This is a genomic window from Arthrobacter livingstonensis, from assembly GCF_003219815.1.
In the GTDB taxonomy this organism is placed as follows: Bacteria; Actinomycetota; Actinomycetes; order Actinomycetales; family Micrococcaceae; genus Specibacter; species Specibacter livingstonensis.
In genome coordinates this window covers 152133-166971 of record NZ_QJVD01000002.1, presented here as the reverse complement: position 1 = coordinate 166971, position 14839 = coordinate 152133, and the positions used below count along the sequence as shown (strand labels likewise).

9 protein-coding genes are annotated in these 14839 nt (G+C 69.1%); 6 read left to right on the top strand and 3 right to left on the bottom strand.

Annotation, left to right across the window (positions count from 1 at the left end; translation table 11 throughout):
* Nucleotides 1–13 precede the first annotated feature (13 nt).
* Genes CVV68_RS02745 through CVV68_RS02735 form a run of 3 tightly spaced genes read left to right on the top strand, consistent with a single transcriptional unit; the run spans nucleotide 14 to nucleotide 7346 of the window.
* Nucleotides 14–454 (top strand): MGMT family protein, encoded by a 441-nt coding sequence (locus CVV68_RS02745; protein ID WP_110499475.1) that lies wholly within the window; start codon nucleotides 14–16, stop codon nucleotides 452–454.
* Nucleotides 451–3852: an ATP-dependent helicase gene (locus tag CVV68_RS02740; protein WP_110499474.1), complete on the top strand. Its 3402-nt coding sequence runs from the start codon at nucleotides 451–453 to the stop codon at nucleotides 3850–3852. The genes CVV68_RS02745 and CVV68_RS02740 overlap by 4 nt, the downstream gene beginning before the upstream one ends.
* Nucleotides 3849–7346, top strand: coding sequence for an ATP-dependent helicase (locus CVV68_RS02735; protein ID WP_110499473.1), 3498 nt, complete (start codon nucleotides 3849–3851; stop codon nucleotides 7344–7346). The genes CVV68_RS02740 and CVV68_RS02735 overlap by 4 nt, the downstream gene beginning before the upstream one ends.
* 50 nt (nucleotides 7347–7396) lie before the next feature.
* Here CVV68_RS02735 and CVV68_RS23080 read toward each other — a convergent pair whose 3' ends face one another.
* Together CVV68_RS23080 and CVV68_RS02725 are read right to left on the bottom strand one after the other, a co-directional pair.
* Nucleotides 7397–7885, bottom strand: coding sequence for a hypothetical protein (locus CVV68_RS23080; RefSeq protein ID WP_146238811.1), 489 nt, complete (start codon nucleotides 7883–7885; stop codon nucleotides 7397–7399).
* Between the two features lie 94 nt (nucleotides 7886–7979).
* Nucleotides 7980–9413, bottom strand: coding sequence for a phosphotransferase (locus CVV68_RS02725; protein WP_110499471.1), 1434 nt, complete (start codon nucleotides 9411–9413; stop codon nucleotides 7980–7982).
* A 156-nt stretch (nucleotides 9414–9569) separates the two neighbouring features.
* Here CVV68_RS02725 and nudC point away from each other — a divergent pair, with 156 nt between their 5' ends.
* Entirely contained in the window at nucleotides 9570–10589 is a 1020-nt protein-coding gene (gene nudC, locus CVV68_RS02720) for an NAD(+) diphosphatase (RefSeq protein ID WP_110499470.1), read from the top strand.
* A complete protein-coding gene (locus CVV68_RS02715; protein WP_245933293.1) occupies nucleotides 10586–12733 on the top strand; it encodes an ATP-dependent DNA helicase UvrD2 in 2148 nt (715 codons plus the stop codon). Before nudC ends, CVV68_RS02715 begins: the two co-directional genes overlap by 4 nt.
* Here CVV68_RS02715 and CVV68_RS02710 read toward each other — a convergent pair.
* Entirely contained in the window at nucleotides 12694–13788 is a 1095-nt protein-coding gene (locus CVV68_RS02710; protein ID WP_170133065.1) for a TOMM precursor leader peptide-binding protein, read from the bottom strand. The genes CVV68_RS02715 and CVV68_RS02710 overlap by 40 nt on opposite strands.
* A gap of 169 nt (nucleotides 13789–13957) precedes the next feature.
* On the opposite strand from CVV68_RS02710, the gene CVV68_RS02705 reads away from it, so the two are divergent.
* On the top strand, nucleotides 13958–14812 hold the full coding sequence (locus CVV68_RS02705; RefSeq protein WP_245933292.1) for a M48 metallopeptidase family protein: 855 nt from the start codon (nucleotides 13958–13960) through the stop codon (nucleotides 14810–14812).
* The last annotated feature ends 27 nt before the right edge of the window (nucleotides 14813–14839 follow it).

Sequence of the window (14839 nt, the reverse complement as noted above, 5' to 3'; positions counted from 1 at the left end):
CTACGCTTGGACCATGCGTGCTGAGTATGTGGAAGCGGTCCTGGACGTGGTGGAGCTCATTCCGGCGGGACGGGTCCTCTCCTATGGCGACATTGCCGCCCTGCTGGAGAGCGGCGGCCCCCGGCAGGTGGGTGCCGTCATGTCCCACCACGGCTCGGCCGTAACGTGGTGGCGGGTGATCCGCGCCGGCGGCCAGCCCCCGCTGTGCCATGACGCCGGCGCCCTGGTGCATTACCGCGAGGAGGAAACCGGGCTCCGCGGCGAGACGGGCGGGGAGCACCCCTCGTGGCGGGTCGACATGGCCGCGGCCCGCTGGAACCCGACCGAGGCCGATTTTGACCTCGTCGACGCGATTGCCGCGCGGCTGCACACCGCGGAGGAGCCGCCGTCGGACACTGCGGCCGACGTGCCTGCCCATGAAATGTCGGAGCCCCATGGTGGACTGGGGGCATGAGTTCACCCGCCCAGTTCCACCTGCCCCGCCTGACCCTGGTGGCGCCCACGGCGTCGCTGCAGCCGGCACCCGTCCTAAGCCCGGACCAGCAGCCGGTGGTTGGCCTCGCCCCAGGTTCGGGCCCAGTATTGGTTTGGGGGGCACCGGGCACGGGCAAGTCGACCGTCTTGGTGGAGGCGGCTGTCAAACGGATGGAGCACGACGCCGTTGATCCGGCAGGTGCCCTCCTTCTGGCCCCGTCGCGGCTGGCTGCGGCGCGGCTTCGCAATGCCTTTAGCGCCCGGCTCACCCGAAGCCTGAGCACGTCCCCGGCCCGGACCTGGTCCTCCTACGCGTTTGACCTGCTGCGCCGGGCCAAGGTCGAGGGGCGCATGCCGCACATTGACGGCCCTCCGCGCCTGATGAGCGGACCCGAGCAGGACCTGATCATTAAGGAACTGCTGGCGGGGCACCGGATGGGGCTGGGCACGGCGCCGCAGTGGCCGGCCGAACTGGCTGATGCCCTGGACACGCGTGGCTTCCGGCAGGAAATCCGCCAGCTCTTCGACCGGGTCATTGAATACGACGTTGCCCCGGAGGAGCTGGAAGGGCTGGGCCGCGAGAACGGCAGGCCGGACTGGATTGCCGCCGCGTCCCTCTACGCCGAATACCGGGACGTGGTGGACTGGGGCAAGTCCGGTTCCTTTGACCCGGCAGGGATCATCACGGCGGCGGCCACGCTGCTACGCAAGGACGCGGAGTTCCTGGCCCGGGAACGGGCCCGGCTGCAGGTGATCCTCGTCGACGACATCCAGGAAGCAAACCGTTCCGTCCACGACCTCCTGGCACTGGTGGGGCGCGGCAAGGACATTGTGGTCACGGCCTCCCCGGACACCGTGGTGCAGGGTTTCCGCGGTGCCCGGCCGGATTTGGTGGGAACCCTGCGGGACTCGCTGGGCAGCGACAACGCGCCGGTGACGGAATTCACGCTGTCCACCTCGCACCGGATGACGCCGGAACTCGCCGGGGCGTGGTCCGCCGTGGCGGAACGGATCTCCCAGGCCCGCGGCGGCCAGCGGGCACGCGTGCTGGCCTGGCCCGAAGCCGCGGGTGTCCCCGGAGCTGCCGGAACACCCGGGGTGCCCGGAGCCCCCGGGGCGCCGGGCAGGGAAGTACAAGAGGCCACGGGCACTCGCGCGCCCGAAGCCCCCGGCAACGTGGAGCCCAAGGCACCGGCCGGCAGACCGGCCGGCGGACCGGCGTCGGACTCCAGGGCTGGGGGCGGGGTCAGCGTGCACGTGGTGGCGTCCGAGGTCCACGAGCTCCGGCTGGTGGCCGAGCGAATCCTGCACCTGCAGCACCTGGCCGGGTACGGTCTGGGCGAGATCGCCGTGATTGTGCGGACGGGCTCTGCGCTGGCCGGTCTGCAGCGGTACCTGAGCGGGCTGGGCATTCCCGTCAAGGTGCCCGTGGCGGAAAATCCCGTCCGCGACGAGCCGGCCGTGCGGCCGCTGCTGGAGGCGTTCCGTGTGGCGCTTGACCCTGACGTGCTCGATGCGGAGCTGGCGGTGTCCCTGCTGACGTCGCGCCTGGGCCGGTCCACGGCGCTGCACCTGCGCCGGCTCCGTCAGGCGCTGCGCCAGCAGGAGCTTGGCGCAGGCGGCGGGCGCGCCAGCGACGAGCTGCTGGTCGAGGCGCTCGCGAACCCCGAAATGCTGGCACCGCTGGGCTGGGAGGCGCAGAACGCTGGCCGGATCGCGGCCATGCTGGCAGCTGGAAAGGCAGCAGTGGCGGAACAAGGCGCCAATGCCGAGACCGTGTTGTGGGCGCTGTGGGAGGCCTCGGACTGCTCGGGCACCTGGGAAACCCAGGCACTGCGCGGCGGGCCCACGGGCATCCGGGCGGATCGCGACCTGGACGCCGTCATGGCCCTGTTCCAGACCGCCGAGAGGTACGTGGACCAGCTGCCCGGCTCCACCCCGCGGCAGTTCCTGGAGTACCTGCTCAGCCAGGAGCTGCCCATGGACACGCTGGCGGCACGGGCGCAGCGTGCCGACGCCGTGGAGATCCTGACGCCGGCCAGCGCGGCAGGACGGGAGTGGCCAGTGGTGATTGTGGCCGGGCTGCAGGAAGGCGTGTGGCCCAATACCCGCCTGCGCGGAGAACTGCTGGGCAGCCAGTTCCTGGTGGACGTGCTGGAGCGCGGTTCGCTGGCGGCCCGGCAGATTGACCCGGCCACGCGTCTGCGCGACGTCCGCTACGACGAACTCCGCAGCTTTGCCGCGGCCATCTCCCGGGCCGGCCGGCAGCTGATCCTCACCGGCGCGTCCGGCCATGACCTGCAGCCGTCGCAGTTTCTGGACCTGGCGGCGCCTTATGTTCCGGTGACCGATTCCGGCGGCGAATCGCAGTACCCCGTCCGCCCCGTGGAACAGGTTCCCCGGCCCATGACGCTGCGCTCGCTCGTGGCGGAGCTGCGCCAGGAATCGGAGATGCATGCCGATCCCGAGGCGGCACGGATGCTGGCCGTGCTGGCCTCCGAGTCGGTTCCCGGCGCCGCACCGACCGAATGGTGGGGACTGCTGCCGCTGAGCACCGACGCGCCCATTGTGGCCGACGGCGAACCCGTAACGGTCTCGCCGTCGAAGGTGGAGGCCGTGCTGAAGTCGCCGCTGAACTGGTTTGTGAAGGCCGCCGGGGGAGAGGCCACCACGGACTTTGCCCGCAGCCTGGGCACGCTCATCCACTCCATCGCCGAGCACATCCCGGACGGTGCGGGGCACGAATACCTTGAGCAGCTGGAACGGCGCTGGCCCTCGCTGGGCATGGGCGAGAGCTGGGAGGCGGAAAAGGATTACGAACGCGCCCAGGAGATGTTGCGAAAGATGGCCCAGTACGTTGTTGACGCACGCCAGCAGGGCCGGACCCTGCTCGGCGTCGAACTGGATTTTGACGTGGAAATCCCGGCCGGGGACCGCGTGGCGCGGCTTCGCGGCCAGGTGGACCGGCTGGAGGCGGATGCCCACGGCAACCTGGTGGTGGTGGACCTGAAAACCGGCCGGGTCAAGCCCAGCAAGGCAGAAATTGCCACGCACCTCCAGCTGGGCGCCTACCAGGCGGCCGTGCTGGCCGGCGCCTTCCGGGACGAAGCTGCCGCGGCAGGAATCCCCCAACCGCTGCCCGGCGGCGCCGCGCTGCTGCCGCTCGGTGACGCCACCAAGTCGGTCAAGACCCAGGACCAGCCCGCCCTTGTGGCGGGAGCCGAAGACTGGGCCACGCCCGAAGTCCTCCGCGCGGCCCACCTCATGGCGCAGGCCGCGTTCCCGGCCCGCCACGGCGCCGACTGGACCGAACGCAGCGGCTGCCCGCTGCCCACCATCTGCCCGCTGTGCCGTGAAGGAAAGCAGGTCACCGAATGAGCGCGCCCACCACCACCTTGGACACCTTGCTGAGCCCCCATGAACTGGCGGAACTCCTGGGCCAGTTCCCGCCCACGGACGAACAAGCCGCCATCATCTGCTCCCCGCTGGAGCCCCTGCTCGTCATTGCCGGCGCCGGCTCGGGCAAGACCACCACCATGGCGGACCGCGTGGTGTGGCTGGTGGCCAACGGGCTGGTCCGGCCGGAGGAGATCCTGGGCGTTACCTTTACCCGCAAGGCCGCCGGCGAGCTGGCCTCCCGCATCCGGGGCCAGCTGGCCAAGCTCGGCACCCTGGCCCGCTCCGGCGAGGTGCAGCTGGCCCCGGCCGCGGCGGCCCGGGACGCGCTGGACCCCAAGGTCTCCACCTACCATTCCTACGCCAGCGGCATAGTCACCGACTACGGCCTGCGCCTGGGCATTGAACGGGACGCCGTGGTGCTAGGCGCCGCAGAGGCCTGGCAGCTGGCCAGCGCCGTGGTCGAGGCGCACGACGGCGGCCACCAGCACTTCACGGCAGCAAAGTCCACGCTCATCCAGTCCGTCATGGACCTGGCTGGCGAATGCGCCGAACACCTGCAGGACCCGTTGCACGTGCGCGCCGAACTGGATGCCTGGGTGGCCGGCTTTGAGGACCTGCCGTACCTTGCCGAGACCGCGAAGCCGCGCACCTTGGCTGCCGAGAAGCTGCTGGACGTGCTGCGCACCCGCGGCACCGTGGTGGACCTGGTCCAGCGCTACGCCGGGGCCAAGCGCCGCCGCAACGCACTGGACTACGGCGACCTGGTGGCGCTCGCGGCCCGAATTGCACAGGAGGTCCCGCACGCCGGGGAGATGGAGCGCCAGCGCTTCAAGGTGGTGCTGCTGGACGAGTTTCAGGACACCTCCCACGCCCAGCTGCAGCTCTTCGCCAAACTCTTTGGCGGCGGCCATCCCGTCACGGCCGTGGGCGACCCCCACCAGTCCATCTATGGCTTCCGCGGCGCCTCCGCCGGCCAGCTGTTCCGTTTCCCCGAGATTTTCCCCAAGCACGACGGCCGTTGGGCCTCGACAGCCGAACTCACCATTGCGTGGCGCAACTCCGCGCACATCCTGCAGGCAGCCAACGTCATGTCCGCCGAGCTCACGGCGGCGCAGGAGCGTAAGGCCAACGCGAAGCTGGCGGCCGGGCTGAGCGCTGCAGAGCGGGCGGAGGCCGGCCCGCGCGTGGTGGTGTCGCCGCTGCGGGAAAAGCCCAACGCGCCGGACGGGGAGGTGGTGCTGGCCCGCTTTGACACGGAACTCGAAGAGGCCGAGGCGATTGCGGCGGAAATTCTGGACCGAAAGGGCGATTTCACGTCCCGCCGTGGCGTGCAGGGCGCCATGACGGTGTCCGTGCTCTGCCGCCGTCGTGCACAGTTTGGCACCTTCCAATCGGTCTTTGACGCCCACGGCATCCCATACGAGATCGTCGGCCTGGGCGGGCTGCTGTCCACGCCGGAGATCGTGGACCTGGTGGCCACCCTGCGGGTGATCGCCGACCCCGGGCGCTCGGATGCACTCATGCGGCTGCTGACCGGCGCCCGGTGGCGGATTGGGCCGGCCGACCTGATGGCCTTTGCCGACTGGTCCCGTTACCTGGCCAGGCGCAGGGAATGGGCGGCGAAGAACCGGGTTGCTTTTGATGATGCAGTGCTTGGCGCCGACGGGCCGTCGGATGGCGGCCCGGCGGGTGGTTTGGCGGCCGGGGACGCGCCGGCGCCGGAGGACGAGCGAGTGGTGACCTCCGACGTCGTCGATTCCGCGTCCCTGGTGGAGGCGCTGGACTACCTGGGCCCGGAGTTCTGGCCCGAGGGCGCCCGGCCGTTGACGGACACGGCCCGCCTGCGGCTGCTGGCCCTGCGCGACGAGCTGCGCGTGCTGCGGACCTTTGTAGGCGACGACCTCAGCAACCTGATCGGCGTGGTGGAGCGGACCATGCTGCTGGACATCGAGCTGGCCGCGAAGCCAGGTTCGAGCATCCACCACGCACGGCGCAACCTCGACGCCTTCGCCGATGCTGCCGCCACCTTCATGCAGGCCGCCGAACGTGTGGACCTGACGGCGTTTTTGGCGTGGCTGGAGACGGCGGAGTCGGAAGAGGGCGGCCTGGAAATAGCCGCCGTGGAGGCCAACCCCGACGCCGTCCAGCTGCTCACCGTCCACGCGTCCAAGGGGCTGGAATGGGACGTGGTGTTCGTGCCCGGAATGAACACCGGGGCGTTCCCCAGCGCCAAGGCAGACCGGTGGACCACGGGCGCCAAGTCGCTGCCCTGGCCGCTGCGCGGCGACCGCGAGGACCTCCCGGTGTGGGACACGAACGTACCTGATGTGAAGACGCTGCTGGACCACGAGAAACTGTTCGCCGATGACGTGAAGCTCCACGCCGAGGAGGAGGAACGCAGGCTGGCCTATGTCGCGTTCACCCGGGCCCGCGACTTTTTGATGTGCAGTTCCACGGTGTGGGGGAGTGCCAAGGCACCGCTGGAACCGTCGCTGTTCCTTTCCGAACTTCTGCCGCTCTCCTCCGGGGTCACCCAAAGTGCACGCCAGGGGCCGTGGTCCGAAAACCCTGGGGACGGGGCCGAGAACCCCGTCAACGCCGGGGAGGAAACGGCGGATTGGCCCTACGATCCGCTCAACGGGCCCGTCATCGTCGGCCGCACCGGGGTTGCCGCCCGGGCGGGCCGGCGTGAGCACGTGGAGTCGTCCGCCTCCGCCGTCCTCGCCGCCGCCGTTGAGGGGGCAGAGCGACGCGCCACGGGTGCCGCGGTGCCGGGGACGCCGGAGTTCCTGGCGGTCAATCCCCGCTGGGGCACGGAAACCGCAGTGCTGCTCGCGCAGGAAAAAGTGGAGTCGGACCAGCTGCGGGTGGAGCTGCCGCCGCACATTTCCGCCTCCCGCCTCGTGGCGCTGGGCGAGGACGCCGAGAAGGTCACCCGCGCCATGCGTCGTCCCGTGCCGACCAAGCCGGGCATGGCTGCCCGCAAGGGCACCGCGTTCCACGCCTGGATCGAGGAGTTCTTTGGCAGCACCGGCCAACTGGACCTGGACGAGGTTCCCGGCGCCGACGCCTATGTTGACGAGGCCTACGGGCTGGCGGACATGCAGGAGACGTTCAAGAACTCGACCTGGGCCAACCGGACCCCGGCGGAACTGGAGGTGCCCATCGAAACCCGGGTGGCCGACGTCGTGGTCCGCGGGCGAATAGACGCGATCTTCCGCGACGAGGATGGCGGCTGGGACCTGATCGATTGGAAGACCGGCAAGGTCCCGTCCAAGGCGCAGCTGGCGGTGCGCGGCGTGCAGCTGGCCGTGTACCGGCTGGCCTGGTCCCGGCTCAAGGATGTCCCGCTGGAGCAGGTGCGGGCAGCGTTTTACTACGTAGGCCAGGACAAGTTGATCCGTCCCGTGGACCTGGCCGGCAGGGAGGAACTTGAAGCGATCGTCACTGGAGCGTACACGCGCGCTGATTGAGCGCGGCGACTGAGCCGTTTCCCGGTGATCGAGCCTGGCGATCAAGCACGCTACTTCGTAGAGTAGACAGTCGCCCAGAGCGTGGCGTTGGCGGCGACATCAACTTTGACCGTGCTGTCCTTGGCAGAGTTGGCCACCGGGTAGGCGATTGAACTCCCACCGGACAGGGAGCAGCCGCTGCTGCCCCAGCCCGGCGTTCCGTCTTGGACGATGTTGACCTTCCAATCACCCGTCCCGCTGCAGAGCACTGTGGTGCCCAGCTTTTTATGGCCCTTGGGGAGGGGGCCAATGGAAATTGTTGCCGGTCCTGTGCCGCTGTACTGCTTCAGTACCGTTCCACGGGTGGGGGAGCCCTCCACCGAAGCCTTTTGGACTTCGAAAATGATGGCCTCATTCGGGGCCGCCCCGCCCGAGGGTGAGATTTCAGCCGTACGCGGGGCCTGGCTGGGCGCAGGCGCGGGGCTTGTGCAGCCAGCAAGTGTTAGGGCGGCAATAAGGATCGTGCCGATGATGGCCGGTGCGCGTCGAGTTATCCCCATGGTGCCCACTCTACGCAGGCACGGTCGTGAAACCGGGCATCCACGGTTGCTGTTTCGCCCCGGAAATCCGGCGCGAAACAGCAACTGTTGATACCTAGTTTTTAGGCTTCGCCTTCAGCGGAATGACTTTCATGGCCGTCGTATCGACGTCCTCGCCGGAGCCGGCCGCGTCGTCATCGGACTCCGCTTCGGCGGCACCCTCCGCTTCGACGGCGGACGGGGCACCGGCGTCGTCCGCCTTTGTCCCGGAGGTCGCGGCAGGCCCGGCCCCCCTCCCCAGCTGGTCCTTCACCGCTGTGGGCCCGGGCTTGGCCGCCAGCGCCGGCTCGACCACCGAAACGGGCTTGGACACAGGAGCGGGTCCGACCACCTGAATGGTCCCCGTGGCGGCCGTGTCAGGACCGTCCGCCGGGGGCACTATCTTGGTCTCGCCGCCCAGCGGCTCCCGCTGCTCGCGATCTCCCAGCGGGTCCCTCGCCGCTTCGGGCCCGGGATTGGCCGCCGGAGCGGGCCCGACCACCGGAATGGTTCCCGTGGCGGCGGCATCTGGCCCGGCCGCCGAAGAATTCTCGGCCGCGGGCTCGGCTGGCGGCGCGGGCTCGGTGCTGATGGGCTGGCCGCCGTGGGCATCGATGTCCGCCTTCAAGGTGGCCAGCATGCCTTCGGCATCGGAGACCATGCGGGCGGAATCCGCGGCGAAGCCCTTGACGAGCCACTGGGCCAGCGCAAATTCGGCGCTCAGGGCCGCACGGCGCAGCAGGTGCGGGTCCGGGGTCTCGTGGCGCGCAGCAGCGTAGGCCTGCATGACGGTGTCCACGAACTTGGGGTCGTTGATGGCCACCAGCCAGGCAAAGTCGTCGGCCGGGTCGCCCACCCGCAGGTCGGTCCAGCCCATGACGGCAGTAACCCGGGGGCCGTCCAGCAGAATGTTGTCCTCGTGCAAGTCGCCGTGGACCACCGAGGCATTGAAGCGCCACAGGGCCACATCCTCCATGGCATGCTCCCAGCGGCGCAGCAGCGACGGCGGAATTTTTCCCGTGGTGGCGGCCTGGTCCAGTTCGTTGAGCTTGCGCTGGCGGAACTCGTTGGCGGTGTAGCTGGGCAGGTCGGCGTTGGTGACCAGTTCCTGTGGCAGATCGTGGATGGCGGCAATTGCGGCCCCGATTTCCAGGGCCAGGGCCGCGCCCCCCGCGGACAGCTCCTCCACGGATTCTGCCTTGCCGGCAATGTGCGAATAAACAAAGGTGATCAACTCGCCCTGCCGCACGGTCCCGGCCACGGTGGGCAGCAGGAACGGCAACTCGGCCCGGATGCCGGGGGCGAAGGCGCGCAGGACCTCGCGCTCGGTCTCCAGCCGGGCACTGGCCTCAACGTGCTTGGGGGAGCGCACCCGCCACCGCCGGTTTTCCGAGTCCACCAGCAGCGCGGAGCTAAAATCGGCTGCATCGTCGGGTTCGGGCCCAAACGCGGTGACGTTGAGTCCGGGCACGGCGGCGCTGGCAATGGCGGCCAGTTCGATTGCAGTCATTCGTCTCACACCTCCACCGTAGAGCGCCAAGCTGGCAAGTGTCTGCGCCTGCGGCGGCGAGTCGCGAGATGTCGCATGCGTTGCGCGCGTCACGCACTGTCCACAGATCCACCCGGTGGAATGTAAAAACCGTGCAGGACTGCGTACGGTAGAACCATGATTCAAGCTTTGCCGTCCCCCGCAGCCGTGCTCGACCGAGACTGTGAACAACGCAGTGAAAACGGGTTCCTGGACAATGTGCAGGGCAGCCCGGGTCACCGCATCGTGCTTTTCCGGGGCGGCCGTGCGCTGGTTCGCGACGGCGGCCTGGCCTTCCTTGACCCCGCGGAGGCCGCCGGCCACCTGCCTCCCGGTACGGTGACCGTGTACCTTGGCAAGACAATTGGTGTAATCCACTCCACGCTTCCCGCCGGCACCGACATTGTCCTAAAGGTGTTGGCGGACGATGCCGGCGACCTACCCTGGGTGCCCGGCGGCACCTTTTTCTCCGGGTTCCGGGACGTGGGGGAGGCGTTGGCTGACGCCGACACGGCAATTTTCGTCGAGGCTCAGGCAGTCGCGAATTGGCACATGAGCCACCGCTTCTGCCCCCGCTGCGGTGCCCCCACCATCCCGGAACATGCCGGTTGGATGCGCCGCTGCACCGCCGACGGTTCCGAACACTTCCCGCGCACCGACCCCGCCGCGATCGTCGCCGTCGTCGGGGCGGACGACAGGATTCTGCTGGCCAGTAATTTCGCCTGGGAAGCCAACAGGTACTCCACCGTGGCTGGATTTGTCGAGGCCGGCGAAAGCGCCGAGCAAGGCGCCGTGCGCGAAATCGCCGAGGAGGTGGGTGTCCACCTGCACACCACGCACTACCTCGGTTCGCAGGCCTGGCCGTTCCCGCGGTCGTTCATGCTCGGCTTTGTTGCCTACACCGACGACATTGCGGCAGTCCCTGACGGGACCGAGGTCCGCGAGGCGCGCTGGTTCAGCCGCAACGAGCTGCAGGCCGCCGTGCTCAGCGGCGAAGCCATCATCTCGAGCCGCGTTTCCATTGCCCGGGCTCTCATTGAACACTGGTACGGCGGAACCATCCTGGAGCCTGGCGACGTTGCGGACAAAAGCATCACTGACCCTGCCGGGACCGGCGCCGCCCCCTCCGGCCATGCCACCTCGGGCGGCAGGGAATGAGCTACGATCCCAGCCAGGTGGGTCTGCCCGTGATGGATGAGCGCACTGCCGAGGAACGCATCCTGGCCGGCCTCGACGAGGAACAGCGCACCGTGGCCACCACGCTGGCCGGACCGCTGTGTGTCCTGGCCGGCGCCGGCACCGGCAAGACCCGGGCCATTACGCACCGGATTGCGTACGGCGTGCACACCGGTGTCTACAATCCCAACCGCCTGCTGGCCGTGACGTTCACGGCCCGGGCAGCTGCGGAAATGCGCACCCGGCTGCGCGACCTGGGCGTCGGAACGGTGCAGGCCCGCACCTTCCACGCCGCCGCATTGCGCCAGCTGCAGTATTTCTGGCCGCACGCCGTCGGCGGCCAGCTTCCGGGCCTGCTCGACCACAAGGCCCAAATCATTGCGGAGGCCGCCCGCAGGCTGCGCCTGCCCACGGACCGGGCCGCCATCCGCGACCTGGCAGCGGAAGTTGAATGGGCGAAGGTGTCCATGCTGACGCCGGAAACCTACCTGACCCAGGCCCAGGACCGCGGCGAGCCGGGAGGGCTGGACAAGCTCGCCGTCGGCCGTCTCTTCCAGGCCTACGAGGACGTCAAGGCAGACAGGAACCTCATCGACTTTGAGGACGTCCTGTTGATCACCGTGGGCATTTTGCAGGAGGACCCGCGCGTGGCCGCCACCGTCCGGGACCAGTACCGACACTTTGTGGTGGATGAGTATCAGGACGTCTCCCCGCTCCAGCAGCGCATGCTCGACCTTTGGCTGGGCGGCCGTGACGACCTGTGCGTGGTGGGCGACGCCAGCCAGACCATTTACTCCTTTACCGGCGCGACGCCGCGGCACCTGCTGGACTTCCCGGCCCGCTACCCTGGGGCCAATGTGGTGAAGCTGGTGCGCGACTACCGGTCCACGCCACAGGTGGTGGGCCTGGCCAATTCGCTGCTCAAGAGCCGGCGCAGCGGCGGCCTCGCGGCCGACGCCCTCTGGTCGACGCCCTTGGAGCTGGTGGCCCAGCGACCTGGTGGTCCTTCTCCGGAATTCCTGGAATGCAGCGACGACGAGGCCGAGGCCGGCGCGGTGGCCGCGCGCATCAAGACCCTCATTGAGCACGGCACCCCGGCCAGCGAAATTGCTGTCCTGTTCCGCACCAATGGACAGTCCGAGGCCTATGAGCAGGCGCTGTCGGGGGCTGGCGTGGGATACCAGCTGCGCGGCGGGGAGCGGTTTTTTGCCCGCAAGGAAGTCCGCGACGGCATCCTGCAGCTGCGGGCAGGATCCCGTGCGGCCGAGGACGAGCCGCTGGGCCAGCTGGTCCGCGACATCCTGGGTAACCTGGGCTGGCAGGCGGAAGCGCCCACCACCGGCGGTGCCGTGCGCGAGCGGTGGGAGTCGCTGTCCGCACTGGTGGCGTTGGCGGATGACCTCGTCGTTTCCCGCAGCACGCCCGAGCACGTGTTCTCGCTGGTGGACTTCGTCGCGGAACTGACCGAGCGTGCCTCCGCCCAGCACGCACCTACCGTGCAGGGCGTGACGCTGGCGTCCCTGCACTCCGCCAAGGGCTTGGAGTGGGACGCGGTGTTCCTGGTGGGCCTGAGCGAGGGCCTCATGCCCATCTCCTTCGCCGACACCCCGGAAACCGTGGACGAGGAACGCCGGCTGCTGTACGTGGGGATCACCCGTGCCCGGGAATTCCTGAACTTTTCCTGGTCCACGGCGCGCACGCCCGGCGGGCGGGCCAACCGCAGGCCGTCGCGTTTCCTTGACGGTCTGCGGCCCAGCTCTGTGGGTGGCGCACCGACCGGCCCACGCCAGCCCGCTGTCCGCAAGCCCCGCAAAACGGCCTCCCCGTCGGTGTGCCGCGTGTGCGGCAAGGTTCTCACGACCGGGGCAGAGCGGAAGATCGGCCGTTGTTCCACCTGCCCCGCAGGGTATGACGAGGCCGTCTTTGAGGAATTGCGGGCCTGGCGGTTGAAGGAGGCCACCACGGCGGAAGTGCCCGCGTTCGTGGTCTTCACCGACGCCACACTCATGGCCATCGCCGAGGCCGCGCCCCAGGACCTGCAGGCACTGTCAGCGCTGCCCGGCGTCGGCCCTTCGAAGCTGGAACGCTACGGCGAGGCCGTGCTGGAGATCGTCTCCAGCGCCTGACGTTGCAGCTGGCAGCCGCAGTCCGGGTGGGCCGCGAACTCTTCCCGGCTCCAGCGGGCGTTGTCGCGGTGGAATGTAAGGACCGAGGACCATGTGCTGGGCTGGTTGACGGCGTCGAGGAAGAGCAGCGCCTGGGCTGCCGCAGTGCCGGCCAGTGCCGTGGACAGGGCCGCGTCTTCCAGTAGTTGAGGCGGCGGACGGCGCTCCCGGTCCGGTCCGCCTTCTGCCGCCAGTTGCTCGCACACCTGCAGCCATTGGGGATCGTGGGCGCTGCGGTGCCGTTCAACGCACTCCGCACACGCGGTTTCACCTGGCAGGACGAGGGGTCCCACAGTGCCGTCCTGCTCGCGCACCAGCACAAACAGGTGCGGCCTGTCGGTACTCATGAAGCGGGCGGCCGTTCCGGCGCCGACGGCGTCGTGCGCCACCACGATGGCCAGGTCCAGGCACCGCGTGTCCGGCCCGCCCGTGCCCCCATCGTGCAGCACATGTGCGTGGCATCGGGGATCCAGGGCCAGCAAATGCCTCCGCACGGCCGCCGAGCGGGGCAGCCCGATGTCGGCGAGCCTGAACGATCCCGGGCTGACATCGACGGCGGTCACGGATCTGTCGTCCTCCAGCAGGAGGGTGCCCACGCCAGCGCTGGCCAGCACCAGTGCAAGCGCAGCACCCGTGCGTCCGAGCCCCGTGACATGCACCACGCTGCGTTCCCGCCTTTCCATGTAGCCCTGGCATGGCGCCCGGTGCAGGCCCAGGAGGGCGGAACGCTCCGGCAGGAGCCGCTCCGCACGGAAACCTTGGGTGCGCAGTTCGCCGTCGCTGAAAAGCAGCCCCTCGAGGTTGGCGCAAATTTCCCGGACGCGCGTCTCCGGCAGCCCGAGGGCACGGCCCGCGGCCATGACCTCCACGTCCGGAATGCCACTGCGAAGGGCATCGATGAAGCGCAGGTCGTCCGGCTGGAGACCGTCGATGATGGTGCCGCCCGGACCCACGCCGATTTGGATGCTTCTTGCGCCCCTGCTGACCAGGCGAAGCCCGGGGTTGATGGTTGTCATTGCCGCCTCCCAAGGGGGCAGGGGGCGGTGTCCGTCCCGCTGCGGCCGTCCCTTTCTGATCTTGGCACAACTGCCCGATGCCCGCTTGAAGTTATCCACATGCTGTGGTTGTCCACAGATTGACCTGGCCGGCTCGATTTCTGATGCCGCCCCGTTATACCGTCGAAGCATGTCAGAAAAGCTTGCACCGGCACACCCGGACCCCCGGCGGGCCCCGATTGGGCGCGGCACGCCCGGGCCCATGGGGGACTCCGTCTCCGGGCACCGCGCCTCCAACGGTGCCGCGGTGGTGGTTCGGCGCACCCGCCGCCGCAAGAACGGCATTGCCGCCTTTTGGGAGGAAGGCCGCGCCGTGATCGCCGTGCCTGCGCGCATGAGCATCGAGGATGAACAATACTGGGTGCCGCACATGGTTTCACGCCTGGAAGGGGACATGCGGGACAGGGCCGCCGGCGGGCGACGGCGGGTGCCCGACAGCGACGACGCCCTCCTGCGGCGGTGCCTAGACTTGTCGGCGAGGTACCTCGGGTCGCGGGCGGTGCCGGCGTCCGTGCGCTGGGTGACGAACCAAAACGGACGCTGGGGTTCGTGCACCCACGTGCGTAAGACCATCCGGATTTCACACCACGTAAAGGGCATGCCGGAATGGGTGCTGGACTACGTCCTGCTCCATGAACTGGCCCACCTGATCCACCCCAACCACGGCGCTGGATTCTGGGCGGAACTTGACGGCTATGCGCAGCAGGACCGCGCCAAGGCGTTTTTGGAGGGTGCCTCGTTCGCGTCGGCCCGCAACATCCGGGGCATGGGCGCCGACATGGACGATGACGGTCAGGACGTTGATCCACAGGACGGTGACGTGGACGACGACGGTCAGGGCGGCGACGGCCAGGGCCCTGATCCACAGGACGTCGGCAGCCTGGGCGGCGGCGACATGGACGACGACGGCCAGTGTGGCGGCGGTGGCCTCATCTCCGCGGCTCCGGAAAACGTGGGCGCGTCGCCTCCCGGGAAACTGTTCTGATGGCGGCCGCCCGGCTGCCCTGAGTCC

Bases quoted from the DNA above. Each gene is read 5' to 3' on its own strand.
- CVV68_RS02745 (WP_110499475.1), top strand. From the start codon at position 14: ATGCGTGCTGAGTATGTGGAAGCGGTCCTGGACGTGGTGGAGCTCATT.
- CVV68_RS02740 (WP_110499474.1), top strand. From the start codon at position 451: ATGAGTTCACCCGCCCAGTTCCACCTGCCCCGCCTGACCCTGGTGGCG.
- CVV68_RS02735 (WP_110499473.1), top strand. From the start codon at position 3,849: ATGAGCGCGCCCACCACCACCTTGGACACCTTGCTGAGCCCCCATGAA.
- CVV68_RS23080 (WP_146238811.1), bottom strand. From the start codon at position 7,885: ATGGGGATAACTCGACGCGCACCGGCCATCATCGGCACGATCCTTATT.
- CVV68_RS02725 (WP_110499471.1), bottom strand. From the start codon at position 9,413: ATGACTGCAATCGAACTGGCCGCCATTGCCAGCGCCGCCGTGCCCGGA.
- nudC (WP_110499470.1), top strand. From the start codon at position 9,570: ATGATTCAAGCTTTGCCGTCCCCCGCAGCCGTGCTCGACCGAGACTGT.
- CVV68_RS02715 (WP_245933293.1), top strand. From the start codon at position 10,586: ATGAGCTACGATCCCAGCCAGGTGGGTCTGCCCGTGATGGATGAGCGC.
- CVV68_RS02710 (WP_170133065.1), bottom strand. From the start codon at position 13,788: ATGACAACCATCAACCCCGGGCTTCGCCTGGTCAGCAGGGGCGCAAGA.
- CVV68_RS02705 (WP_245933292.1), top strand. From the start codon at position 13,958: ATGTCAGAAAAGCTTGCACCGGCACACCCGGACCCCCGGCGGGCCCCG.